We start from the raw sequence: 23,322 nt of genomic DNA, 5'->3' as shown, positions 1-23,322 counted from the left end.
ACTCCAGGGCCCGCCCCCGTCGGTGCGGGAAGGCGGGGCGGGCCCTGGAGAAGGCCGGTGCGGCGCAACCGGCTTCGGTCAGGCGCTGGTGCAGGCCGTGCCGTTCAGGGTGAAGGTGCCGGGCTTGGCGAAGGTGCCGCTGTAGGTGCCCTGGAAGCCGAAGGACTGGCTGCCGCCGGCGGCGATCTGCGCGTTGTGCGCCACGGGAGTCGCCGTCACCGCGCCGGAGGAGCCGGACAAGGTGGCGTTCCATGAGCTGGTGACGCGCTGTCCGGAGGGCAGGGTGAAGCCGAGCTGCCAGGTGTTCAGAGCGGTGGTGCCGGTGTTCTTGACCGTGACATCGGCGGTGTAGCCGCCCTGCCAGACGCTGGTCGCGAAGGTCACCTGGCAGGCCGTGGCCGGTCCGCCGGGGCCGCCCGGGTCGCCGCCGCCACCGAGGTTGACGGTGGAGGAGAAGGAGTTCACCGCGAGTCCGGCGCCGTTCTGCCACGGCTCGAACCCGCCCTGGACGCTCGTCAGGTACCAGTTGTTCTGCGCCAGGCCCCGGGCCACGGCCTGGTCGACGAAGTCCATGACGTCGAAGCTCCAGCTGCTGATCGCCGAGGGAGCGACGAAGGAGATCACGTCGTTGGAGCCGTTGCTGCCGGTCCACACCTGCCAGGTGCGGCCACCGACGGTGGCGGTGCCGACCTGCGAACCGATCGGCTGAATGGAGCCCACTCGGTTGAACCAGATCATGATCTCGGTGCGGTTGACGCCGTCGGTGCGGGGCGTCGGGTCCAGCCAGATGTCGTACGAGGCGTTGTACACGGCGCCCGAGACAAAGCCGTAGGAGATGCTGCTGGGCGCGCTGGAGATGTTGCTGAGCTGCGCCGGAAGGTTGGTGCCCGGCGAACAGTTCGTGTAGTGGCAGCCGTTGAACACCGACGGGTAGGACTTCGGGGCGCCGTTGGTGGGCACAGAGCCGTCGGCCTGGGTGAGGCGGAAGCCGGTGTCGGTGGCGGTGACGCACTGGGTGGCGCTGGTGCCCCAGCGGTTGTTCTGCACGACGTAGCGGCCCTGGATGACGGTCGAGCCGAACTGCTCGCAGATCGTGGTGTCGGCCTGGGCCGGCGGTGCGGCGACAAGGAGAGCCGCGAGCGCGGCGAAAGCGGAGAGGAGTGCGGCGAACAGGCCGCGCACGGGGCGGGGACGGTGCGGTAACGGTCGCATGCGGGTGCCTCTCTCGAACGTGGCTCGGCTGTGTCGGAACTGGTAAAGGAGCGCTCCCGCCTCCCCAATGATGGGAGCGCTCCCATTCCACCGGTTCGGGTCGGACTGTAAGAGTCCGTCCATGTCCCTGACAACCCTATGCGCGCACATGCGTCGAATGGATTTCGAAGTCGCAGGTCAGGCAAACACGTCGCAACCTTTCGCTGGGCGACGGGAGTTGGGAGCGCTCCCGAATCTTTCGCCCGGAGCCGTCCCCGCGAGCCCAGGCCCCGTCCCTGCGTGCCTCAAGCCGAGGCGCGCACCACCAGCCGGGTGCGCAGGATGACATGGCGCCAGGCGACCTCCGGTTGTTCCGTCTCCTGCATCAGCAGCCGCACTTTGGTCCGCCCGATCTCGTCCAGCGGCTGCTGGACCGTCGTCAGCGACGGCTCGGTGTGCTGGGCGAGCGGGAAGTCGTCGGAGCCGATCACCGCGACGTCCTCGGGCACCCGGGGGCCGGCCGCCTGCAGCACCCCGAGTGCTGCGGCGGCCATGGTGTCCGAGGCGGCGAAGACGGCGTCCACGTATGGGTGCCGGGTGAGGAGTTCAGTCGTCGCCCGCGGCCCGCTGTCCTCGGTGAAGTTGCCCTCGACGACCAGCGAGGGAGCGGCTTCCACGCCGGCGGCGGCCAGCGCCTCGCGGTACCCCCGCAGCCGGCACTGGGTGACGTACATGTCGAGCGGTCCGATGCCGGCGGCGATCCTGCGGCTCCTCCCGCGCAACAAGTGCTCGACTGCGCTGCGGGCGCCGCCGACGTTGTCCGCGTCGACGTAGGTGACGAGCTGGTCGCCCGGGCGGCGGCCGAGCAGCACCGTGGGAGCTCCGGCTTCGGCGAGCATGTCCGACAGCCGGTCCTCGGCTCGAACGGAAATGAACAGCGCCCCGTCCACCTGACCACCACGCTCGAACTCGATGAAACGCTGCCGCTCGATGCCGCTGCGAACCAGGGTGAGCAGCAGCTGCACCGAGGTGTCTTCGAGGCCGTCGCCGAACGAGCGAATGATCTCCAAGAAGAAGGGTTCCGCGAACTGCCGCCAGTCCTGTTCGGGCAGCGCCAACGCCACCGCGTCGGCGCGCCGCCCGGCCAGGGTACGCGCCGCCAGGTTGGGCACGTAGCCCAGTTCGTCGATGGCCCGCTCGACGGCCCGGCGCGTGGACGTTTCTGTCCGGCTCCCACGCTGAGCATTTAGTGATCACCGGCGTATTCATCATACTGAGCCCTGCAGGCGGCGGAACAAGGGAGTTGACCCTCATGCACAACCTGGACGAGGTCTCATCGGAAACGGGCGACTCACGGCTCGTCGCCGGCAGATACCGGTTGCTGTCTGTGCTCGGCGAGGGTGGTATGGGCACCGTGTGGCGGGCCCGCGACCAGGTGCTCCACCGCGATGTCGCGGTCAAGGAGGTTCGCGCCTCCATCGAGCTGCCCGTCGAACGCAGCAGGCAATTGCACGAACGGTTGGAACGGGAGGCGTGGGCGGCGGCACGGGTCAACGCCCGTGGCGTCGTGACCGTCTACGACGTGGTGAACTTCGACGGCCGACCGTGGATCGTCATGGAACTCGTCCGCGGCCGTTCCCTCGCCGACGTGATCACCGCCGAGGGCGCCCTGGCGCCCAAGGACGTCGCGCGCATCGGCGTCGAGGTACTGGCGGCTCTGCGCGCGGCCCACGGAGCCGGGGTGCTGCACCGCGATGTGAAGCCCGCCAACGTGCTGCTGGCCGATGACAGCCGTGTCGTCCTGACCGACTTCGGCATAGCCAGCGTGGAGGGCAGCACCGCACTCACGATGACGGGTGAGGTCGTCGGTTCGCCCGAATACCTCGCTCCCGAGCGTGCGTTGGGACAGACCCCGGGCGCTGCTTCCGATCTCTGGTCGCTCGGGGCGCTCCTCTATACCGCCGTACAGGGCCGTTCGCCGTTCCGCCGGACGAGCGCCCTGTCGACACTGCGCGCCGTCGTCGACGACGAACTGCCGCCGCCGCACCGGGCCGGCCCGCTGACCGCGGTCATCGAGGGGCTCATGCGCAAGGATCCCGAGGAGCGGATGGGTCCCGAGGAGGCCATGGGTGAACTCACCCGTGTCGCACAGGGGTTGACGGCGTCACCCGAGGCGGGAGCTGCTGCCACGGCTGTGACCCCGGCTGCGGCGGCGGACGGCATCACGGCCGAGGTCACCTCGCCCGCCACGGCCGAAGTCACCGCGGCCGTCACCGCCGAGGTCACTACAGCCGTCACCGCCGGGGGCACCACGGCTGTCACCGCCGAGGAAAAGACCCCGGCCGACGAGACCGTGGCGGCGATCGCCGCCACGCCGGCTGCCGAGGCCCTGGCCGGGACCGCGCCGCTGGGCACGTTCGGGCCTCCCCCGGACAGTGCAGCCTTTCGGCACGGCACGGCCGCACCGGCCCCCGCACCCGGTCTCGTCCATGGCACCGGTCCCTCGCCCACGCGTGCCGCTCGCAGCCATAAGGGGGCTCCTGCGGTGTGGGCTGCCGCCGCCGCCCTGGTCGTGGCCGGCGGCGCAGTCCTCGGCTACACGCTAATCAATCAGGACGACAGCACTGCCGCCAAGGACGGCGAAACCACCGCCTCCGTCAGCGCGTCCCAACCGGTGTCGGTGACCGTCACCGGCAGGGCCACCACGTTCGACGGCCGGTGCCCGGGCGGAGACGGTCAGGCGCCCTGGTTCACCGCGACGTTCACGACGGACCGGGCGCCGGTGCAGTTCTCCTACCGGTGGGTGTCCGACAACGGTGCGGTGGTGGACCCTCAGTGGCGGACTCTGTCGTTCCGTGAAGGTGATCCGACGAGCAAGACGGAGACGGTGCGGCTCTCGACGTGGGCGCAGGAGGGAACCTTGCAGAGCGCAATGGCCGTCGAGATCAAGTCGCCGTTCGACACGAAGTCCAACTCCGTGCCGTTCAGCATCACCTGCCGGCCCGCCGGCGAGTGACACCCATCAAGTCGTCCATCACTGGACCAATCTGTATCTCTTAAGGAGTTTCCGTGCTGTCGGTCATCGTGGGACGCACCGGTCCGTTCACCGGTCAGAGCGTGGTTCTCGGAGAGGCCCCGCTGACGTTCGGCCGCAAGAGTGACAACGACGTCATCATCGTCAGCGTCAGTGCTTCCCGCTTTCACGCCGAGATTGTCGCCGACAACGGCGCGTACATCCTGCATGACCGCGACAGCAGGAACGGCACCTTCGTCAACGAACGCCGTGTCGAACGCCATGAGTTGTCCCCTGGCGACACCATACGCATCGGCGACGAGACGTTCCTGTTCGAGACGCAGGAAGCCGTCGAGACGGTCATGGACCTCTCCCAGATGGACCTGCCGCGCGCCAATGCGGCCGTGGACCCGGGGGTCCTGCGGGTCACGGTGACCGGCGGTGGCCCGGTCGGTCTCGCCTTCGCCCTGCTACTGGAGGAGGCGCTGGCCGGACGGGTCGCGATCACCGTCTACGACGGCCGCTGGGTTCGCGACGGCACCTCGGTGATCTGGAAGGACGCCGCCCAGGGAAACGTCCGCCGTCAGCAGGTGGTCACCGTGCAGAGCCGGCAGTACTCGGCGCTGACACAAGAGATGCAGACGGCGATGTTCGGCGACGACCGTCACTTCTCCGAGATGTGGCCACTGGGGCCCGATTCCGTGGAGGGACGCCCGCCCCGCAACATTCGCATCGCCTACATCGAGGACCAGCTCCTCGCGCTGGCCAACCGTAAGCCTGCCATCCGGCTCGTGCCCAAGCGGTTCGATGCCGCGGAGCAGGAGCAGCTCATCGCGCGCGAACACGTGCTGGTCATCAGCGAAGGCGGCCGCTCCCGTACCCGAGAGCATTTCACCGACCGCTTCGGCATGCCCGACGCCTCGATCTACTCCTTGGACGGTGAGCACATCCAGGACGTCGTCCTCGGTCTCAAGGTCAAGTCCCGCCTGTCCGACCCGATGAGCGTGCTGCTGACCGTGGCCCAGAACCGGTTCCTGCTCAACTCCCTTCGCGGCGAGGGCTTCTTGAACATGCGTCTCACCCGCGAGGAAGCCCGCAACGTCATCGGTATCGACCCGGTACGACAGGTCTTCGAGGAGTGCATCGCCGCCCGGCCGTGCCTGATGAGCCGCCACGAGGACAACGAATTCGCCTGCCCGACCCACGGCACGCTGTTCCTCCCGGCGCTGCTGCGCAGCTCACCGCTGTGGAAGCGGATCCTGGAAGGGCTGCGACTGTTCGACGTCCCCGAACAGGACCTCAGCGCGATCACCTCGTTCCGCCTCGACATGGTCCAGCGTCCCCGGTTCACGGCTCAGCTCACCCGCCCGACCGCGGACCGCCCGGGAACCTACGGATTCCTCCTGGGTGACGCAGCCAACGCCATCCACTTCTGGCCCGGACGCGGCCTCAACAGCGGCCTCGCCTCAGCCATCTCGCTCGCCCGCTCCCTCAGCCGGGTCTGGAGCGGTCGCCCCCTGCGCGACGCCGACTTCATCCGGCACGAGGCGGCCATGTCGATGCTGCAATACCGGCACAAGAGCCGCGCCTGGAACGCCATGGTCACCACGGACGAACGGGGCGTGACCCGAGCGATCAAGGACATCATCGACGCCAGCATGCACACCACGGCCAAGCCGGCGGAGGCCGGTACCGTACAGCACAAGCCCTCCGGTCCGGTCGCGACACCTGCCGCGGTCCCGGACTCAGCCGACGCCGACCTGGAGATCCTGCTGGACCGCATGCGGGGCATACGCGAACGACTGGCACCCCGCATGCCGGGTCTGCCCGACGACAACATCCTCCGAGCCCACCTGTCCACCCTCGCCCCCGCGACCCTGCGGACACTCCAGAAGAGCGGGGCGTGGGACACCCTGATCGTCGGTGGCGAGGAAGCCGACATCGACATCTTCTACCAGCAGGACGCTCCGGTCTTCGTCCCAACGACTCCGCAACCACCGCAGCCGCTCCCCGATCCCCGCGCCTCGGTACTCCTCGATCCGGCCTGAACTTGTTCTCCAACATCGAGACCGGTGGCTCTGTCGGTGCCTGGCTCGACCCTCCGCTGAACCTCACGAGCGGGCGACGTGGTTGGTGAGAGCCGATTCACCACTTCCCTGTTGGGAAGGCGGCCGGGCAGGCGGCGGGTACGGGTCTGGGTCGACGATCCGCAGGGATGGGCTCCCGGTCAACTCGGGAGGCGCAGGCGCAGACCGGCTAGTTCCTCCAGCAGGGCAACTGCGGCAAGTTCTCCGCTGGCGGGGCCGTAGGACTCCAGGGCCTCTTGATGGAGTGCGCGGACTGCGGCTGCAAGGGGATGAGGTGTGCCTAGGCGTTCCGCTTGGGAGGTGATGGCTGTGAGCTGGTCCACGATGCGGTCGAGACCGAAGCCCGTCAGGTAGTCGCCGGTGAGCAGGCCCGGCAGGTGGTCCTGAATGAACGTGCTGGAAGCGGGGCCGCCGGCGAGCGTACGGGTGAGCGAGGTGAGGTCGATACCGGCGCGGTGGCCGATGAGGAGGGTCTCGGCAGTGGCCACGGCGTGGGTGAACCACAGCAGGTTCACGAGGAGCTTGGTGGTGTAGCCAGCGCCGTGGCCGCCCATGTGGGTGATTCGATCGGAGAGGACGTCCAGCAGGGGTCGACATCGCTCCAGGTGGACGGTGTCACCGCCGGTGTAGAGACGTAGGCGGCCTTCGGCGGCATCTTTTGGTGATCCGCCGATGGGCGCTTCCAGAGTGGCCACCCCATGAGCAACTGCTCTGTCCCAGCCAGCGCGTGCGTCAGCGGCCGTGTTGCTGGTCATGTCGATCCAGATCGCGCCCGGAGCCAGTGCCGCGAGGACGGAGTCGCCAACCGCGGCTGCCGCTTCGGCAGGTCCGGGAAGCACGGAGATGAGAACTTCGGCCGAAGTGGCGGCGGCGAGGGCGGTATCCGCGTACTGGGCTCCGCACGCGAGAATCGCTTCCCTGCGCTCAGGTCGGATGTCATAGGCGTGCACGTGGTGTCCGGCTGCAACGAGCCGGGTACAGATGGGCTCCCCCATGCGACCGACACCGATCAGACAGATCTTCGACATCGGAGGATTCTACGTCTTGCAGCGGCTCACACCGTGCGGCGGGCCGGGCCTGGTTGCCGTGTCCGGGGCGATGGTTGAGCGTTCGGACTGATGCGGGGATGCTGCCGCAACGTGAGTAGCGGGTATCCGGGCCGCGATGCGTTGTCGGACCGGGTGAACACCCGGGGTTACGACCCGCGCGAATGATGACCCGCCGACTGACCCGTCCGTACAACACGAACCCGTCCTCGGCCGACCCTCCGGCTGCAGCCCGGCATCAGGCACCGCCATCTACCATCAGGGCGCTTTCCGCCTCGCCGACGGTGACATATGCCAGCACGACGGTGTCCACGCCGGTCATGACGAGCGTCCTCTGCACGTTCGCCGGCACACATGCCAGTACCAGCTCGGAACCGGCCTCATTCGCCAACCGCCGGGCCCACAGCAGTACATTCAGCCCGGCCGAATCACAGAACGACACCGCGGACAGATCGAGCACCACACGCCGGTACTCCGCGGTGATCTGCGCCAGAAGCCGTTCACGGAGGAACGGGGCGGTCTGCCAATCCATGTCTCCGTCGACCTGCACCGTCAGCGACAGTCCCGACACATCTGCCTGATCCGAGGCCTCCGCCGTCATCACGCTCTCCCCACCGCCGCATCGGGAGACGCAACTTTGAATGACGAGCCTACCTTCCTCAACACGACATCTTCACATGACATGCACAGGCAAGACGATTCAAGGAAGAATCCGATTTCCGGCACATTCCTGCGAGAGCAGTCGGCGCGAAACGCGGACGGAGGCCAGGGACCAGCCGTCCCACAGATGGAGCCTTGTCACCAGCCACGCGCGGCTGCTGCAGGCCATCGCCCGCAACCCTGAGTTCCAGTTCCGCCTGCGCGGCATCGCTGCGGCCCGCAACAACACCGAACGCACCGAAGCCGAGCCGCGACTCCAACTCGATGAGCCGCTCGGGGACCGCAGGCCCTCGCAGCATGGCGTGATCAACGGGCGAGTTCGCCTGCAGCCACGACGCAAAGCGAGTCCACGCACGCTCGAACGCAGGACTGTCCGTGGATGTCATGAGCTGAACATAGACGACCGTACTGACAGCGACGCACCAGTCAGCGAGTGCGCGGGTTGCCCGAGAGTGGCCCGAGCCGCCTGGGCACCGGTGCCGTCAGACACACGTGTGACGTACTCCAACGGCGACGTGGGCGCCGTGAAGAAACAGAGTCCAGTGCCCGCACGAGCAGTGGAGAAACCAAGGAAATCGACTGTGTGTTCTGGCATTTGCCGGGCACGAGGAGCGACGGAGGTTGATAACTATGGTTCCCCTGCTTGTCGTTCTTCTGCTGGCTCTGCTCCTCTTCGGTGCGGGTTTCGCCCTGAAGGCACTGTGGTGGCTCGCCGTCATCGTGCTGGTCGTCTGGCTGCTGGGCTTCGTCCTGCGCTCCGCCGACTCAGGCGGCCGCAAGGGACGCTGGTATCGCTGGTAACCCGCCAAGCAGCGACATGTCTGTGGCTCCGGCTTTGTCCGGAGCCACAGACATGTCGCGCATCAGGTCAACTCCGTCGTACAACGGTGTGAATACCGCGATCGGTCGTCACCGCCGGGCGGGTCGTACTGCACCGCGCTCATCTCCACCACGCCCGCTCAACCCGGGCATGGGCAGCGGCCGAAGCCGGCAGTGGGCAACCGACGAACTGTGCGGCCGTCCACTCCGCTATTGGCCACTGTCCCGTCCACGCTCGCTGCGCCGCAGTGCGCGACGCTCCTTTCCCGGCAGCGTGGCGGCCAACTCGCCCACCAGGGAGACGTCGTGTCCCGAGCCGTCCCGGCCGCCACGGCACCACCACACCACCGGGTCCGACACGACCGCCTCGCCCCCGCACCAGTCGTCAGCGGTCCCTGCCGGACGGACGTGCATCCCGATCTTGTGCTCCCGGCAGACCGGCCACACCTGCCAGAGCAGCTCCATGACGGTCTCCTGCGCCGCTTCCGCGACCAGCGTCAGGGCCGTCATCGCGTCATCCGGCTCCGGCGGCTCGCCTTCCGCGAGGTCGACCGCGTTCAGCGCATTGCCCTGCCAACGGCCGTCCGGCATCGCCACATGGACCAGTCCCCTGTCGATCCCGCTTGCGGCCAGCGGCTGCTGCCAGGACGGGGCGACCATCAGTATCAGCGCGTCCTGACCTGGCAGGGTCGCCGTCACGTCGCGATTGACCACAGCCAGCGCGGCCTCGAACTTCGGCCACTCACCGGGTTCGGCCTGCCTGGGCTCCGAGAGATCCGTCCGGTCATGACCAGGACCGATGCGGTCATACGAGAAAGAGTTCACCGAGGCATCGTCTCAGTGAGTCCGCTGACTCGCTCTCCCCCGTCCCGGAGCGGCGGCGATGAGCAGGTCGCCGACTCGAAGAACGCTGTGCCGTGGGCTCAGTGCGCCTGGCCCGCTCCGGAGACGGCGACGTCAGGACCGAGCGTCGGCCGTGCGCGGGGCGGCTAGGACCCTACGGCCCACACGTATGTCGCAGCGTATGGCCGGCCACTACCGAAAGCCAGGCATGGACGTGCGCACCGGTGCGGTGCTCCGCGTCCACGGGCCTGACCTCCTACCCGCGCCATGTGTCTCCTCGTCATGGTGGATCGGTCCCCCCGACCCGGTCAGGGGCGTGCCCGTTCCGCCCCGTCGGGTGGCGATGATCTCCGCCGCGATGGACAGGGCCGTCTCCTCGGGTGTGCGAGCACCGAGATCGAGGCCGATCGGCGACCTCAGCCGGGCCAACTCCCCGTCGGTCAGACCCGCTTCCCGCAGCCGTCTTTCCCGGTCGGCGTGCGTACGCCGTGAGCCCAGCGCGCCGACGAACGCGGCCGGCATCCGCAGGGCCGCTTCCAGCAGGGGCACGTCGAACTTGGCGTCGTGGGTGAGCACGCACAGCACCGTGCGCACGTCGGTCGTGGTGCGGCGCAGGTAGCGGTGCGGCCAGTCGACGACGACTTCGTCGGCCTCGGGGAAGCGGGTCGTGGTGGCGAAGACGGGGCGGGCGTCGCACACGGTGACGTGGTAGCCGAGGAACTTGCCCACCCGTACGAGTGCCGCGGCGAAGTCGATCGCCCCGAAGACGATCATGCGAGGCGCAGGCGCAACCGACTCGATGAGCAAGGTCAGTCCGTCGGGGCAGCGCGAGCCGTCCGCCGACAGCTCGACCGTGCCGGTGCGGCCGGCGTCCAGCATGGCGAGGGCTTCACCGGCCGCCGTTCGGTCCAGTTCCGTGTGCCCGCCGAGTCCGCCTTCGTACGAGCTCGCCCGGGAGGGCCGGGACGGCTCCCCCACCGCTTCGCCCGGCCGCACCAGCAGGGCCGTGCCGAGGAGATCGGCGGGGCCTCGTACGACGCGGGCGAGGGCTGCCCGTTCGCCCCGGACGGCAGCCGACAGGGCCGACCGGAGCACCGGCCTTCCAGGCGCGTCGGTGCCGACCGGGGTGACCATGATGTCGATGATTCCGCCGCAGGTCAGCCCGACCGCGAAGGCGTCCTCGTCGCTGTATCCGAACCGTTCGACGACCGTGTCGCCGTGCTGGAGCGCCTGGACGCACAGGTCGTACACCGCTCCCTCCACGCAGCCGCCGGAGACGGAGCCTATGACCGTGCCCTCGCTGTCGACGGCGAGGGCGGCGCCGGGGCCGCGCGGGGCGCTGCCGCCCACGGCCACGACGGTGGCGACGGCGAACGCGCGGCCCTCCTCCATCCAGCGGTGCAGGTCCCCGGCGAGGTCAAGCACGGACGCCTGCCGTCAGGACGCGGTCGGGGCGGATCGGCAGGTTCCGGTGGCGTACGCCGGTCGCGTGCCAGACCGCGTTGGCGATGGCCGCGGCGGCGCCCACGGTGCCGATCTCGCCGATGCCCTTGATGCCGACCGGGTCGTCGGGGTCCGGGTCGTCGATCCAGTCCGCCTCGATGGCCGGAACGTCGGCGTGGGAGGCGACGTGGTAGCCGGCGAGGTCGGCGCCGTAGTGGCTGCCGAGGGCGCGGTCGCGGACCGCCTCCTCGTGCAGGGCCATGGAGATGCCCCAGGTCATGCCGCCGACGAACTGGTTGCGGGCGGTGAGCGGGTTGACGATCCGGCCGGCCGCGAAGATGCCGAGCATGCGGCGCACCCGGACCTCGCCGGTGGCGGGGTCGACGGCGACCTCGGCGAACTGGGCGCCGAAGGAGTGCCGTTCCATCTGTGCGAGCGCGCCGAGGGCTTCCGTGGTGTCGGACCGTACGGTGATCCCCTCCGGCGGGATGTCGGCGCCGAGGGCGAGCCTCTCTCGCAGTTCCTTCGCGGCGGCCATGACCGCCCAGGCCCAGGAGCGGGTGCCCATGGAGCCGCCGGCGATGAACGCCGGGCCGAGGTCGCTGTCGCCGATGCGCACCCGGACGTGTTCCGTCGCGGTCTGGAGGGCGTCGGCGGCGATCAGGGTGAGGGCGGTCCGGGCACCGGTGCCGATGTCGGCGGCGTTGACTCCCACGGTGAAGGTGCCGTCCGCCTCCGCCGTCACGGCCGCGGTGGACGGTCCGGCACCCGCCGGGAAGGATGCGGCAGCCGTGCCGGTGCCGAGCAGCCAGCGTCCCTCGCGGCGCAGGCCGGGGCGCGGGTCACGGTCGGCCCAGCCGAACCTGCGGGCACCTTCCCGGAAACAGGCGATCAGGTTGCGGCCGCTGAACGGCAGCCCGGACACCGGGCCCGCCGCGGGGTCGTTGCGGGCGCGCAGTTCGATCGGGTCGAGGCCGCACTTCTCGGCGAGTTCGTCCATCGCCGACTCCAGTGCGAACGACCCCGGTGCCTCGCCCGGCGCGCGCATGTACGTCGGGGTCGGCACGTCGAGGCGGACCAGCCGGTTGGCGGTGTGGTGCGCGTCGGCGCCGTACATGGTCCGGGCGGGGCCGGCGGCCGATTCGATGAACTCGTGCACGGTGGAGGTGGCGCTGAGGGAACGGTGCTCCAGCGCGCGCAGCCGGCCGTCGGCATCGGCGCCGAGCCGCAGCCGCTGCCGGGTGGGACTGCGGTAGCCGGTGAGGGAGAACATCTGACGGCGGGTCATGACCACGCGGACCGGGCGCTGCAGCTCGGTCGCGGCCATGACGGCGGCCACCTGGTGTGCGCGGAGGCCCTTGCTGCCGAAGCCGCCGCCGACGTGCTCGGAGCGCACCCGGACAGCCGACGGGTCGAGCGAGAACATCTGCGCGAGTTCGCTCGCGATCCAGAAGGTGCCCTGGTTGGAGTCGACGACTTCGAGACGGCCGCCGTCCCAGCGAGCGGTCGCCGCGTGCGGCTCCATCATGGTGTGGTGCTCTTCCGGGGTGGTGTACTCGGCGTCCACGACCACGGCGGACGCGGCGAGTTCGGCCTCCAGGTCGCCGTTCTCGATCACCGCAGGGCCATGGCTGTCGAGCGGGTAGGCGTCGGGGTGCTCGCCGGTGAAGTCGACGTCGTGCGGCTCCTGTTCGTAGTGCACCACCAGCGCTTCGGCGGCCTCCCGGGCCCGTTCGGAGGTGTCGGCGACGACCAGCGCCACCGGCCAGCCGGCGTACGGCACCCTGTCGTGCTGGAAGACGGCCGCGGTCGGGTCCGGAACGCCCAGCACACCGACGTAGTCCGTCTCGATCCGCGGGGCGTTGCCGTGGTGCAGGACGGCAATTACGCCGGGCATGGCGAGGACATCGGCGGTGTCGATGGAGCGGATGCGGCCGCGGGTGATCGTGGAGAGCACCAGCCAGCCGTACGCGAGGTCGGCGAACGGGATCTCACCGGCGTAGCGGGCGGCTCCGGTGACCTTGTCGCGGCCCTCCACGCGGGTGTGCGCGGTACCGACGGCGTTCTGGCGTGCCGTGGGGGTGGTGGTCATCGGGCCGCCTCCTCGGTCAGTTCGGTCAGCACGGCCACGACGAGGTTGCGCATGAGGGTCACCTTGTAGGCGTTGTGCGGCAGCGGTTTCGCCGCGGCGAGTTCGGCGTCCGCGGCTGCGGCGAAGGTCTCGGCGTCGGCAGGTGCGCCGGTGAGGACGCGTTCGGCCGCCGTCGCCCGCCACGGCCGGGACGCGACCGCCCCGAAGGCGAGGCGTACGTCGTGTACGAGGCCGTCCCGCACGTCGAGCGCGGCGGCGACGGAGCCGATGGCGAAGGCGTACGAGGCCCGCTCGCGCACCTTGCGGTAGCGGGATCGGGCAGCCACCGGAGCGGGCGGCAGGGTGACGTGGGTGATCAGCGCGCCCGGCGGCAGCGCGGTCTCGCGGTGCGGGGTGTCCCCGACCGGCAGGTAGAAGTCGGCGAGGGGCAAGGTGCCGGGGCCGTCGGCGGTTTGGTACGACACGACCGCGTCGAAGGCGGTCAGCGCGACGCCCATGTCCGAGGGGTGGATGGCCACGCAGTGCTCGGAGGCACCGAGGACGGCGTGGTTGTGGTGCTCGCCCTCGATCGCGGGGCAACCGCTGCCGGGCACACGCTTGTTGCAGGGCTTGGTCACGTCGGTGAAGTAGCCGCAGCGGGTGCGCTGGAGCAGGTTTCCTCCGACGGTGGCCATGTTGCGGAGCTGGCCGGAGGCGCCGGCCAGTACCGCCTGTGCCAACGCCGGGTAGCGGCGGCGGACTTCGGGGTGGGCGGCGAGGTCGCTGTTGGTGACGGTGGCGCCGATGCGCAGGCCGCCGTCCGCCGTCACCTCTATGCCGTCCAGGGGCAGTTCGCGGACGTCGACCAGGCGGGTGGGCCGCTCGACGCCGGTCTTCATAAGGTCGACGAGGTTGGTGCCGCCGCCGAGGAAGCGGGCGTCGGGGTCGGCGTCCAGCAGGGCCAGGGCCCCGGAGACGTCGAGGGCCCGGTCGTATGCGAACTCCCTCACGCCGCCGCCTCCTCGGTTTTCGCTTCCGCCGCCCGGGCCACGGCCTGGACGATCGACACGTACGCGCCGCAGCGGCACAGGTTCCCGCTCATCCGTTCCCGGATCTCCTCGGCGCTCAGCGGTGGTGGTCCGGCCTCGGGGCGGACGTCGTCGGTGACGGCACTGGGCCAGCCGGCCGCGTGTTCCTCGATCACCGCGATGGCCGAGCAGATCTGGCCGGGGGTGCAGTAGCCGCACTGGTAGCCGTCCAGGTCGAGGAACGCCTGCTGCACCGGGTGCAGTCGCTCGCCGTCGGCCAAGCCCTCGACGGTGGTGATCTCGCGTCCGTCGGCGGCCACGGCGAGTTGCAGACAGGACACCGCCCGGCGTCCGTCGAGCAGTACCGTGCAGGCTCCGCACTGCCCCTGGTCGCAGCCCTTCTTGGTCCCGGTCAGGTCGAGGCGCTCACGCAGGGCGTCGAGCAGGGTGGTGCGGTGGTCGACGGGCAGACTGTGCTTCTCCCCGTTGATGTTCAGGGTGATGTCGCTGGACGTCGACGAGGGGGCTGGGGCCATGTTCAGCCTTCTTTCACGTGTCCCGGACACGTCGGGGCGTCAGTCCGACGCTAGAGTGAACTCAAGCGGACAGCTGTCCGCTATCGGCTCGAAGGTAGTGGACAACTGTCCGGTTCTCAAGGGCCGCTTTCGGACACGAGCCGGCGAGGAGGACGCGTGCGGCACAGGAACGACCCGCACCTGCGCTCGGACGCGCAACGCAACCGCGAACGCATTCTGGAAGTGGCCCTCGCCGAGCTGTCCCGGGCCGCCGACACCCCGCTGAGCACGATCGCCAAGAAGGCGGGCGTCGGCCAGGGCACGTTCTACCGGAACTTCCCCAACCGCGAGACCCTCGTCCTCGAGCTCTACCGCCACGGCGTACAACAGATCGCCGACAGCGCGACCGAGCTGCTGGAGACCATGGAACCCGACCGCGCGCTAAGAGCGTGGATGGACCACCTCGCGCAGTTCGCGATGACCAAGGCCGGCCTGGCGGAGGCGATCCGCCAGGCCCTGAGCACCTCGTCCGGCAAGGCGGCGAAACCAGGCCACACCCCGGTGACCGACGCTGCCGACCTCCTGCTCCACGCCTGCGAGGAAGCCGGCACGATCCGTCCCGGCCTCACAGCCGACGACTTCATGCTGGCCATCGCCGGCCTGTGGCAGCTCGCCCCGCACGACGACTGGCAGCCCCAGGCGACACGCCTGCTGGACATCGTCATGGACGGACTACGCGCGGGGGCGCCCGGCCGCCGGGACCTGTCCGGCTGATCAAGCCGACGGTAGGCGCCGGCGCCTCGTGACTTGGTGCGGCCCGCGTCGGGACCAACGCCGCGCCCGCGCCGTAAGCAGTTGCTTGCTGCGCTCATCTCGTGCTCAGCCGTGGGGCCGATCCCCGGCAGCTCCGCACGCGCGGGCATGGTTCCAACGACTGCCGGCCACGCTCGGGCGGACCGTCCACTCCCCCGCACGTACAGGTGTCGGCGGACACTTGACCGTGCCCAGGGGGTTCAAGACGAACGCGCCGCCGTGCTTGGACGGCCGGGTGGGCAGGGCGATTCAACCGGGATTTCGGCCGTAGCCGAAACACATGGCTGCACCGCCTTCCCCGTGCGAGCCTGACACAGCCTCACCGACACCGTTCACGACGGGGAGGGAGACATCCGTGCTGTGCACACGACAGAGCACCGCGGAGGTCTCCTTCTTTCTGACGCCCGGGAAGCGGCGGCCAAACGGTCGACGCCCTCGTACCGTCAGCGAGACCAGTCCGGCCGGAGACCTGAACACCGCTCACAGTTCTGCCGCTGCGCCACAACTCCCAGACCATCAGCCTTGAGTCCTGCACACCCGGATCACCGCCTGCTGCAGAGGCATGTCCGGCCCTCCGTAGGGGACACCCCTCTGCAGCTCGACTGCACTCGCCTGGCACACCACGTTGACACCCGGAAGGGGGCTGTCGAGGTATGCGAGCATCGGATGTCGTCCATTCTTCGCACGTCATCTCTCCGACCGATCCCTTGGTCCAACTACGCATGGGTCCCTGGGTCCAGCGCGCACACCTACGCGTACAGCCGCTGGCGCTCCGCAACGGCCGGTAATCACAACTCCGGTGACTTGGGCCAGCCCGGCACTGTGTCGCCGTCCGTCAAGGCGCCGGGCTCACCCCGGCGTCAGATCTGCCGCACGTCGTCCGTTCCGCAACGATTGAGGAGGCATGCATGATGCGTACGCCGATCCGGAGAAGGGTCGTAGCGGTAGCCGCAACCGCGTTGTTGACGCTCGGCACGGGAGCATTGTCGGCGTCGCCGGCATCGGCGGCCCCCGCCGGCTGTCCGTCCGGCGCCGCGTGCATCTACGGGGGACCCAACAGCAGCGGTGGCGTGACCGACCAGTACTGGTCCCGAGGGGTTCACAAGCTCTACAACCAGGTCGGCGTCCACACTGTGTTCAACAATCAGACGGACGACTGGAAGTTTTTGCTGTGCCGGGGATCGAACGGCGAAGAGTGCGACTGGACCTTCTATGAAGGTTCCTGGTCGGACGTCGACCTCACCCCGTTCAACTCCGTCATCGTCACCCCGTAAGGTGTCGCGACAGTCCCGGGAGAGAGCAGACCTCCCGGGACTCACGCATGTTCACGCTCCGGAGGCCCCCTCGCCCGCTCGTGCTCCGCCGGACACGGCCATCAGCAGGCGCGGCCACGTCGTCGTCGCCGACAAACAGGGCATCATCCTGGCTGACCCGGCTCCGGCAGGCCGCACTGGCGTCAGCCTCGCCGCCCAGCGGCTCACCGGCACGGGTGCGTCAGGTCAGGAAGAGGGCCGCCCCGTCGCGACGGCTGCGGCGGGCCTGCCAGGTCAGTGCCGTGACGGCCGCCGCGAGCCAGCACGCCCCGATGAGTGTCTCCCAGCCCGCCAGCACGGCGGTGTGGGCGCCCGCTTTCGCGGCCAGTACCTCACGGATCGCGAGGAGGCCATGGGTCAGTGGCAGGAAGTCGCCGATGCGGCCGAGCAGCGGACCGACGGCGCTTGCCGGGACCTCGGGGCCACAGACGATCATCATCACGGTGAACGCGGCGTTCGACACCACGTTGCGCAGGTCCGGAGCGGTCAGCACCAGGGAGCCCAGGAACAGGCCGAGACAGTAGCTCGTCGTCGCGACGAGAACGAGGAGGGCGGCGAGCAGGGCAACTCTGGCGACGCTCAGATGGAGGTCCGCGACGGGCGCGAGAATGAGTATCGCGCCGAGGCCGCACGCCACGCCGTCCGGGAGCCAGAACAGGCTCCGGCCGAGCAGGACCAGCGAAGGGCTGCTGGGCGAGGCGACCAGCAGCGGCAGGGTGCCGTTCTGCAGTTCCCATGTGGTGGAGGCGGTCGCGAAGACGCCGTGCAGCGCGACCAGCGCCACGGCGTTGCCGATGAGCAGATAGCGGGCCTGGCCGGGGCCGAGCAGTTCGCCGATGGTGGTGAAGAACAGCACTTGGGCGAGCATCCGCACGAACCAGCCGAGCAGCCAGGTCTTCCAGGTGAAGACCGTTCCGTAGTCGGCGGCTCCGGCGCGTGCCGCCCAGCCCAGTATCCGGAGACGGCGAGCGAAGCCGCTCGATGCGGCGGGCGCATGGTCGCCCGTCGCGGTGGCCGAGGCGTCCGTGGCGCTCATGCCAGTCCCACCGTTCCGTTCTCGCGCACCAGCCGTACGACCCTGCCGAGAAGCAGTCGGCCGCCGAGCCCGGTGAGCAGCCCGAGGCCGAGGACGGCACCGGTGCGCCAGGCTGCCGAGGTGACGGGGGCCGTGTTCAGCGCGTCGCGCAGCAGGTCGGAGCTCCAGGAAAGGTAGAGCAGCCGGCCGATCGGGTGCGTCCATTCCGGCAACCGGTCCAGGGGGGTGAACACTCCGCCCAGCAGCAGTACCGGATAACTCAGCGAGTTCTGGAAGGTGCGGGCGGTGCGCGTCGCCACGAACAGGGCGGCCATGAGGGTGGCGGATCCGGCGGTGGCGACCGCGGTGGCCAGGAGGCCCATCAGGAAGACGAACGGGTGCGGTACGTCGGGAACGATGCCGAAGCCCAGGATCGCGACGGCGGCGACCTCCACCACGGTCAGCAGACTGATCGCCGTGGTCACCCAGACTCTGCTGAGCACCACCCTGGCGAAGCCGGCCGGCGCCGCGATCTGGAGTTCCAGGGTGCCGAGCCACCGGTCGCTGTCGACGACCTCCCCGGAGATGAGCATCGCCATGCTCCACACACCCATCAGCACCGGTGCGAGCAGCCCGTACGCGAGGAGGTCCGGCCGGTCGTTGTGCCGGATCAGCAGCAGGAACACGACGGCGAGCAGGGGTGTGCGCACCAGGTCGATGAGGTAGTCGCGGTGGGTCAGCACCAGTCGGCCCTGGAAGCGTCCGGCCGCGGCAAGCAGGGTCACCGGTTCACCACGCTGCGCTGCTGGTTGTGGTGAACGAGCTGGAGGTAGACCTCTTCGAGACCGGGCAGCTCCGTGCGTACGTCGGTCACACCCTCGGCGACCACGAAGGCCAGCACCGTGCTGACGGCCTCCTGACCGTCGACGGAGATGACCGCCGTGCCATCGCCGGCCGGCTCCACGCCAAGTACGCCGGTCAGGGCGCGCACCCGGTCGAGCAGGCCGGCATCGGCGCGGACCCGGACGCGTTCCTGCCGCGACATCAGCCGCGCGAGGTTCTTCGGCGCCTCCGCCGCGATCACCCGGCCGTGATTGATCATGGTGACGCGGTCGCAGAGCACTTCCGCCTCGGCCAGGTCGTGCGTGGCGAGGAGAATGGTCCGGCCTTCCCCGGCGAGTCGCCGGATCAGCTCGCGCAACTGGTGGGCGGCCAGCGGGTCCAGGCCGTTGGTGGGTTCGTCGAGCAGCAGGACGCGCGGATCACCGATGATTCCCCGGGCGAGATGCAGACGCTGGCGCATGCCGACCGAGTAGGTCTCCACGCGGTCGTCGGCCCGTTCGGCCAGGCCGAGTTCGTCGAGCAACGCGTCGGTCCTGGCCAGGCCCTTCTTCGTGGACATGCCGTACAACGCGGCCCAGTAACGCAGGTTCTGACGGGCCGTCAAACGCGGATAGAGCCCGCGTTCACCACCGAAGACGATGCCGAGCAGTGGCCGGATCCGCCGGTACTCCGTCACCAGGTCATGGCCGAGTACGTACGCGCTTCCTGAAGTCGGCAGCAGCACCGTCGAGAGGATCTTCATCAGGGTGCTCTTGCCGGCCCCGTTCGGGCCGAGCAGTCCGTGCACCTCCCCCTGCTCCACCTCGATCGAGACATCGTCCAGGGCGGTGACCGCCGGGCCGCGCCGCGCGCGGTACTCCCGCCTCAGCCGCCGGGTGTCGACGGCCAGATGCGCACCGTCCGACCGATTGCCACTGTCGCGCATCACGCTCCCGTTCGCACGGACGAAGAGGTCCTCTTCTCGAGTGGTTCGGGTGCGGCTGAGGGGCCGGATGACCGGCCGGCCGCCTCCTCCAGCCATTCCTCGCGGGCGGCGCCGGACACCAGCAGGAAGGAACCCAGCGGGGTCCGCGCGACCAGATGCCGGCCGACATCGTCGAGCCGCAGCTGCTCGACCGGCTCGGCGTCCGGCGCTTCGTCCATGGAGCCCATGGAGCCGTCCGGATCAGCACCGGCGGGTCCGCTCGCAGCCGTGCCGACGCCGGCGCCCAACGGCACCCCGAACAGCGGCACCCCCGCCGAGAGCAGTCGTCGCGCACCGGGCCGGCGGTGCACCAGGTCGGAGGCGAGGGCGGACAGGCGGCCCCCGCGGCCCTCTATGCCGGCCTGCGCGGCGAAGGCCACCGCGCGCACCGGGTTGCTCCAGCGCAGCACTGCACGCGCCGACCGCAGCAGCCGTACGCGTACTGCCGCCGCCCGGGTGTGCGGCAGCACGATCGCGGGCCGCCAGCCGAGGCGGTTGACCCGGCGCATCGCCTCCCGCCACTCCGGCCACAGGCCGGCCTTGTCGAGGTCGGCGCGCACCTGTCGTACACCCTGGTCGTCCAGCGCCCGCAGGAGCAGGACCAGGTCGAGCAAGTCACGGGACCGGAAGGGGCGTTCCCACCGCTCGGCCACCAGGGCGACGGTGCTCGCGGCGAGCAGGGAACCCGGCGGGCGCGCGAGCTGCCGGGCCGGCCCGTGCACGTCCGTGACGATCTCGGCGGTGAACAGCCCTACGGCAAAAGGGTCCTGGCCCGGTCCGGGTGCCGGCTTGCGGAACTCCGCGCCCAGGTGGGGGGACACGGTGTCGCCAGGGTGGGCGGGCCCCACGGTGAAGGCCTCCAACTCCCAGCCGGTGTCGGACAGATGGCGGGCACAGGCCCACAGATCGGCGTGGCGAGGGCAGATGACGTCGAGGTCGCCCGCCGAGCGCAGCACTCCCGGCGGGTAGAGGGCGGCGATCGTCGCCCCCTTCAGAAGGAAGGCATCGGGCGCGTGTTCCTGGAGCCGCTTCCAGATCCGGCGGTAGCTCTCCACGCGCTCCTCGGCCAGCCGTAGCTCGACCGCCTCGTCGTCCGTGAGCTGCTCACCGTCAGCGGCCCACAGGCTCAGCAGGGTGCCGGCGAGCTTGTGCCGACCGTCGCGAGCCGTACGCAGCACGGTGTCACGAGCAGCCCGCGGCCCGGCCTCCAGCAAGGCGAGCACCGTGTCGGTCGTTACCTCGATACCGGTCGTTGCTTCAGTCACCGCGGACACCGCCCTGGTGAGCGAGTTCTGGTTGGGTTCGGAAGAGCGACGCGAATCGAATGAAGGCGAAATATCGGGACGAGAAGCGGAGGACGCGATCAGGATCTTCACCGGAAATCCGGTCGAGCGGATCCCGATCGCATCGACACCGTTCGCTTACTTGCCCGGCTTCGGGCGAACCGTCACTTTCTTGAAGGCGACGCTCATGGGGCCCTCCTTGATGTGTTCGGTATGGGAAGTTAGCCTCAGCGTATTGCTCCGGATGCCGCATGACAACGGTGCAAATCGCTGCGCGTGAAGCCCAGTTGGCGCGAGTCGCCCCATGGGTGCACAGGATTCGGCCGAGCGGAGAGTCGGAGGATCATGGCCGTCGACCAGTGGTTGCAAGCCCCCTTCACCCGCGACCCGGTACGACGCCGGACCTATCCGGACGACGTCTACTTCCGCGAGATGGCCGCTTTGCTGGACGGGCGGGACGCGCGCGACAACGAGCGGACGCTCGGCCGTACCACCTTCGTCATGTTCAAGCCCGATGCCGTCGTCGGACGCCGCATCGAGCCCGCCCTCGACCTGCTGGCCGGTCACGGTTTCGAGCCGCTCGGCGCACTGGAGGTCCGGGTCGACGCGCGCGTCTGCCGCGAGCTGTGGCGCTACCAGATCAACGCCGCGCCGCTGGCCGTCATCCGGGCCGTGGACATGATCCTGGAGTCGGGACCGCCCTGTCTCTTCGTCGCGCTGTACGACACCCACGGTCCGCAGCGGACGGGCGGGACAGCAGCCGAACGGCTCGGCGAACTCAAAGGATCGTCCAAGAACCGGGACACGGGCGGCACGTCACTGCGCGGCGCGCTCGGCTGCGAGCTCATGTGCCTGAACTTCCTGCACGCGCCGGACGATGCCGCCGATCTGATCCGCGAGATGGGCGTCCTGCTGCCCGCGAGGCGCCGGGAGGGGGCATGGGCGATGCTGGAGGGCGAGCCGTCCCCCGGACGGACCCTCGACGTGGTCGCTGCCGCACGCCGGCTCTGCGCCGCCCATCCGGCCCTCCCCCTGACGCCGCCACCCGGCTCGACGTCACCGGCGAGCACCGATTCCATGGAGCTCCTCGCCCGGGTGGAAGAGCTGGCCGAGGACCACGGGGGGCTCCCGCTGTGGGACCGCATAGTGCTCGCCGCGCAACTGGTGGACGGCCTGCCGTCCGAGGGCACGGCGCTGATCGGCCCGCCTCCCGGTACGCGGCTGAACCACCCCCGGACCGCCCGGTCCACGAACGCCGCACCGGTTGCCCAGGGCACGAAGAACTCCACGACCGCCGAGCCGCCCGCTCACGTCACCACGCCCGCCGCCTCCGTCGCCGCGGACCAGTGACCGCCCCTGCCCGCTCATCCCGCGCCAGGACCGCCCAGGACCGCCCAGGACCGCCCGGAAAGGCCAGATCACCGATGGACGACTCGACGCAGGACGGGGTCACGCTGTACGGACCGGCGAGCTGGGAAGGCCCGGTGCACCGGTACGGGCCGGTGGCACGCGTCGCCGTGCTCTCCGACATCCACGCGAACATCCCCGCCTTCGAAGCCGTGCTGGCCGAGCCGGATGTCGCGACGGCCGACCTCGTCGTCCTCCTGGGCGACCTGACGTGGGGCCCGCAACCGCAGGAGACGTACGAGCGCATCCTCGCGCTGGGCGAGCGTGCCCTGTGCGTGCGGGGCAACGCCGACCGGTACGCCGCCGAGATCGGCACGGCCGAGCGGGTGGCCGGCACGCCCCGTCAGTCGTGGATCGCGGCCCAGCACTCGCCCGAGGCCATCGGCTTCCTCACCCGCGTCCCCTTCGCCGTCGTGGTCGAGATCGACGGCCTCGGCCCGGTGCACTTCTGCCACGGCTCACCGCGCAGTGACCACGAACTGGTCACCCCGGGTACGCCCTCGGAGCGGTTCACCAGCCTGTCCGCCGCTCTCGACACCCGCGTCCTGGTCACCGGGCACACGCACCTCCAGTTCGACCGCGTGGTGGCGGGCCTGCGCAGCGTCAACCCGGGCAGCGTCGGGCTGCCGTACCACTCGGCCGAGCCGGGTACCGCGTACTGGGCCCTGCTGGGCCCCGACGTCCAGCTGAGGACCACCCATTACGACGTCTCGGACGCCGTCGCCCGTGCCCGCCTGGCCGCGGACCCGGACGCCGAGCGCTATGTCGACACGCTGATGAACCCACCCGTACCGGAAAAGATCGTCGCGCAGGCGGAATCTCTGATCTTTGTCGAATGACGGCTGCCGTCGCCTCCGTCGCGCGGGGTTTTCATTGTTGCCGTTTTGTCAACTTCCCTGAATAAAGCAGGAGTTGGCGTGATTATAAAACCGGCCGGTATTGACAGACCAACTCACCGTGTGTTGACC

General features: G+C 69.7%; 21 protein-coding genes and 1 pseudogene. 8 read left to right on the top strand and 14 right to left on the bottom strand.

What is annotated here, in order from left to right:
- Positions 1-78: 78 nt before the first annotated feature.
- Positions 79-1,212 (bottom strand): GH12 family glycosyl hydrolase domain-containing protein, encoded by a 1,134-nt coding sequence (locus tag AOJ26_RS10025; protein WP_053847874.1) that lies wholly within the window; start codon positions 1,210-1,212, stop codon positions 79-81.
- Positions 1,213-1,496: 284 nt separating this feature from the next.
- A pseudogene (locus AOJ26_RS10020) lies at positions 1,497-2,408 on the bottom strand (LacI family DNA-binding transcriptional regulator); the annotation flags it as partial.
- Positions 2,409-2,503: 95 nt separating this feature from the next.
- Between AOJ26_RS10020 and AOJ26_RS10015 the strand changes: the two are divergent.
- Both AOJ26_RS10015 and AOJ26_RS10010 read left to right on the top strand, forming a co-directional pair.
- Entirely contained in the window at positions 2,504-4,207 is a 1,704-nt protein-coding gene (locus tag AOJ26_RS10015; protein ID WP_053847872.1) for a serine/threonine-protein kinase, read from the top strand.
- Positions 4,208-4,260: 53 nt separating this feature from the next.
- Complete coding sequence (locus AOJ26_RS10010; protein ID WP_053847871.1) at positions 4,261-6,252, top strand: FHA domain-containing protein; 1,992 nt, start codon at positions 4,261-4,263, stop codon at positions 6,250-6,252.
- Between the two features lie 179 nt (positions 6,253-6,431).
- Here the strand turns inward: AOJ26_RS10010 and AOJ26_RS10005 are convergent, their stop codons facing one another.
- The 3 genes from AOJ26_RS10005 to AOJ26_RS43435 form a co-directional block, all read right to left on the bottom strand.
- Positions 6,432-7,319 carry an NAD(P)-dependent oxidoreductase gene (locus tag AOJ26_RS10005; RefSeq protein WP_053847870.1) on the bottom strand — a complete coding sequence of 296 codons (888 nt, stop codon included), beginning with the start codon at positions 7,317-7,319 and terminating at the stop codon, positions 6,432-6,434.
- Positions 7,320-7,575: 256 nt separating this feature from the next.
- Positions 7,576-7,938 (bottom strand): STAS domain-containing protein, encoded by a 363-nt coding sequence (locus AOJ26_RS10000; protein WP_053847869.1) that lies wholly within the window; start codon positions 7,936-7,938, stop codon positions 7,576-7,578.
- A gap of 58 nt (positions 7,939-7,996) precedes the next feature.
- Positions 7,997-8,383, bottom strand: coding sequence for a hypothetical protein (locus tag AOJ26_RS43435; protein WP_143663539.1), 387 nt, complete (start codon positions 8,381-8,383; stop codon positions 7,997-7,999).
- Between the two features lie 244 nt (positions 8,384-8,627).
- Here AOJ26_RS43435 and AOJ26_RS09995 point away from each other — a divergent pair, with 244 nt between their 5' ends.
- Complete coding sequence (locus AOJ26_RS09995; protein ID WP_053847868.1) at positions 8,628-8,798, top strand: hypothetical protein; 171 nt, start codon at positions 8,628-8,630, stop codon at positions 8,796-8,798.
- 228 nt (positions 8,799-9,026) lie between these two features.
- Here AOJ26_RS09995 and AOJ26_RS09990 read toward each other — a convergent pair whose 3' ends face one another.
- The 5 genes from AOJ26_RS09990 to AOJ26_RS09970 all read right to left on the bottom strand — a co-directional run bounded on the left by AOJ26_RS09990 (position 9,027) and on the right by AOJ26_RS09970 (position 14,737).
- Positions 9,027-9,641, bottom strand: coding sequence for a hypothetical protein (locus tag AOJ26_RS09990; protein WP_053847867.1), 615 nt, complete (start codon positions 9,639-9,641; stop codon positions 9,027-9,029).
- A 210-nt stretch (positions 9,642-9,851) separates the two neighbouring features.
- Positions 9,852-11,084 (bottom strand): XdhC family protein, encoded by a 1,233-nt coding sequence (locus AOJ26_RS09985; protein WP_053847866.1) that lies wholly within the window; start codon positions 11,082-11,084, stop codon positions 9,852-9,854.
- Positions 11,077-13,194: a xanthine dehydrogenase family protein molybdopterin-binding subunit gene (locus tag AOJ26_RS09980; RefSeq protein ID WP_053847865.1), complete on the bottom strand. Its 2,118-nt coding sequence runs from the start codon at positions 13,192-13,194 to the stop codon at positions 11,077-11,079. The genes AOJ26_RS09985 and AOJ26_RS09980 overlap by 8 nt, the downstream gene beginning before the upstream one ends.
- Entirely contained in the window at positions 13,191-14,183 is a 993-nt protein-coding gene (locus tag AOJ26_RS09975) for an FAD binding domain-containing protein (protein WP_053847864.1), read from the bottom strand. The genes AOJ26_RS09980 and AOJ26_RS09975 overlap by 4 nt, the downstream gene beginning before the upstream one ends.
- Positions 14,180-14,737, bottom strand: coding sequence for a (2Fe-2S)-binding protein (locus AOJ26_RS09970; RefSeq protein WP_053847863.1), 558 nt, complete (start codon positions 14,735-14,737; stop codon positions 14,180-14,182). The genes AOJ26_RS09975 and AOJ26_RS09970 overlap by 4 nt, the downstream gene beginning before the upstream one ends.
- A gap of 156 nt (positions 14,738-14,893) precedes the next feature.
- On the opposite strand from AOJ26_RS09970, the gene AOJ26_RS09965 reads away from it, so the two are divergent.
- Together AOJ26_RS09965 and AOJ26_RS42760 are read left to right on the top strand one after the other, a co-directional pair.
- Positions 14,894-15,490 carry a TetR/AcrR family transcriptional regulator gene (locus AOJ26_RS09965; protein ID WP_053847862.1) on the top strand — a complete coding sequence of 199 codons (597 nt, stop codon included), beginning with the start codon at positions 14,894-14,896 and terminating at the stop codon, positions 15,488-15,490.
- Between the two features lie 947 nt (positions 15,491-16,437).
- Positions 16,438-16,803, top strand: coding sequence for a hypothetical protein (locus AOJ26_RS42760; RefSeq protein ID WP_234358516.1), 366 nt, complete (start codon positions 16,438-16,440; stop codon positions 16,801-16,803).
- Between the two features lie 220 nt (positions 16,804-17,023).
- Here AOJ26_RS42760 and AOJ26_RS09955 read toward each other — a convergent pair whose 3' ends face one another.
- Genes AOJ26_RS09955 through AOJ26_RS09940 form a run of 4 tightly spaced genes read right to left on the bottom strand, consistent with a single transcriptional unit; the run spans position 17,024 to position 20,929 of the window.
- The gene (locus tag AOJ26_RS09955) at positions 17,024-17,878 is read right to left on the bottom strand and encodes an ABC transporter permease (protein WP_053847860.1); all 855 of its coding nucleotides are present in this window, start codon (positions 17,876-17,878) and stop codon (positions 17,024-17,026) included.
- Positions 17,875-18,642 (bottom strand): ABC transporter permease, encoded by a 768-nt coding sequence (locus AOJ26_RS09950; protein WP_053847859.1) that lies wholly within the window; start codon positions 18,640-18,642, stop codon positions 17,875-17,877. Before AOJ26_RS09950 ends, AOJ26_RS09955 begins: the two co-directional genes overlap by 4 nt.
- The gene (locus AOJ26_RS09945; RefSeq protein ID WP_053847858.1) at positions 18,639-19,625 is read right to left on the bottom strand and encodes an ABC transporter ATP-binding protein; all 987 of its coding nucleotides are present in this window, start codon (positions 19,623-19,625) and stop codon (positions 18,639-18,641) included. Before AOJ26_RS09945 ends, AOJ26_RS09950 begins: the two co-directional genes overlap by 4 nt.
- A complete protein-coding gene (locus AOJ26_RS09940; protein WP_159044254.1) occupies positions 19,625-20,929 on the bottom strand; it encodes a nucleotidyltransferase family protein in 1,305 nt (434 codons plus the stop codon). The genes AOJ26_RS09945 and AOJ26_RS09940 overlap by 1 nt, the downstream gene beginning before the upstream one ends.
- A gap of 16 nt (positions 20,930-20,945) precedes the next feature.
- Between AOJ26_RS09940 and AOJ26_RS43430 the strand changes: the two genes are divergently transcribed.
- From AOJ26_RS43430 to AOJ26_RS09930, 3 genes are all read left to right on the top strand, one after another.
- On the top strand, positions 20,946-21,227 hold the full coding sequence (locus AOJ26_RS43430; RefSeq protein WP_159044252.1) for a hypothetical protein: 282 nt from the start codon (positions 20,946-20,948) through the stop codon (positions 21,225-21,227).
- 65 nt (positions 21,228-21,292) lie between these two features.
- Positions 21,293-22,297, top strand: coding sequence for a nucleoside-diphosphate kinase (locus AOJ26_RS09935; protein WP_053847856.1), 1,005 nt, complete (start codon positions 21,293-21,295; stop codon positions 22,295-22,297).
- A gap of 74 nt (positions 22,298-22,371) precedes the next feature.
- Positions 22,372-23,193 carry a metallophosphoesterase family protein gene (locus AOJ26_RS09930; RefSeq protein ID WP_086724101.1) on the top strand — a complete coding sequence of 274 codons (822 nt, stop codon included), beginning with the start codon at positions 22,372-22,374 and terminating at the stop codon, positions 23,191-23,193.
- Positions 23,194-23,322 lie beyond the last annotated feature (129 nt).

The sequence above is a fragment of the Streptomyces sp. NRRL B-24085 genome (assembly GCF_001282115.1).
Classification (GTDB): domain Bacteria; phylum Actinomycetota; class Actinomycetes; order Streptomycetales; family Streptomycetaceae; genus Streptomyces.
The sequence above is the reverse complement of the archived record's forward strand: the minus strand, read 5'-3'. Positions and strand labels throughout refer to the sequence as shown.

Coding starts and splice junctions, on each gene's coding strand:
- AOJ26_RS10025 (WP_053847874.1), bottom strand. CDS start 1,212: ATGCGACCGTTACCGCACCGTCCCCGCCCCGTGCGCGGCCTGTTCGCC.
- AOJ26_RS10015 (WP_053847872.1), top strand. CDS start 2,504: ATGCACAACCTGGACGAGGTCTCATCGGAAACGGGCGACTCACGGCTC.
- AOJ26_RS10005 (WP_053847870.1), bottom strand. CDS start 7,319: ATGTCGAAGATCTGTCTGATCGGTGTCGGTCGCATGGGGGAGCCCATC.
- AOJ26_RS10000 (WP_053847869.1), bottom strand. CDS start 7,938: ATGACGGCGGAGGCCTCGGATCAGGCAGATGTGTCGGGACTGTCGCTG.
- AOJ26_RS43435 (WP_143663539.1), bottom strand. CDS start 8,383: ATGACATCCACGGACAGTCCTGCGTTCGAGCGTGCGTGGACTCGCTTT.
- AOJ26_RS09995 (WP_053847868.1), top strand. CDS start 8,628: ATGGTTCCCCTGCTTGTCGTTCTTCTGCTGGCTCTGCTCCTCTTCGGT.
- AOJ26_RS09980 (WP_053847865.1), bottom strand. CDS start 13,194: ATGACCACCACCCCCACGGCACGCCAGAACGCCGTCGGTACCGCGCAC.
- AOJ26_RS09970 (WP_053847863.1), bottom strand. CDS start 14,737: ATGGCCCCAGCCCCCTCGTCGACGTCCAGCGACATCACCCTGAACATC.
- AOJ26_RS42760 (WP_234358516.1), top strand. CDS start 16,438: ATGATGCGTACGCCGATCCGGAGAAGGGTCGTAGCGGTAGCCGCAACC.
- AOJ26_RS09955 (WP_053847860.1), bottom strand. CDS start 17,878: ATGAGCGCCACGGACGCCTCGGCCACCGCGACGGGCGACCATGCGCCC.
- AOJ26_RS09945 (WP_053847858.1), bottom strand. CDS start 19,625: ATGCGCGACAGTGGCAATCGGTCGGACGGTGCGCATCTGGCCGTCGAC.
- AOJ26_RS09935 (WP_053847856.1), top strand. CDS start 21,293: ATGGCCGTCGACCAGTGGTTGCAAGCCCCCTTCACCCGCGACCCGGTA.
- AOJ26_RS09930 (WP_086724101.1), top strand. CDS start 22,372: ATGGACGACTCGACGCAGGACGGGGTCACGCTGTACGGACCGGCGAGC.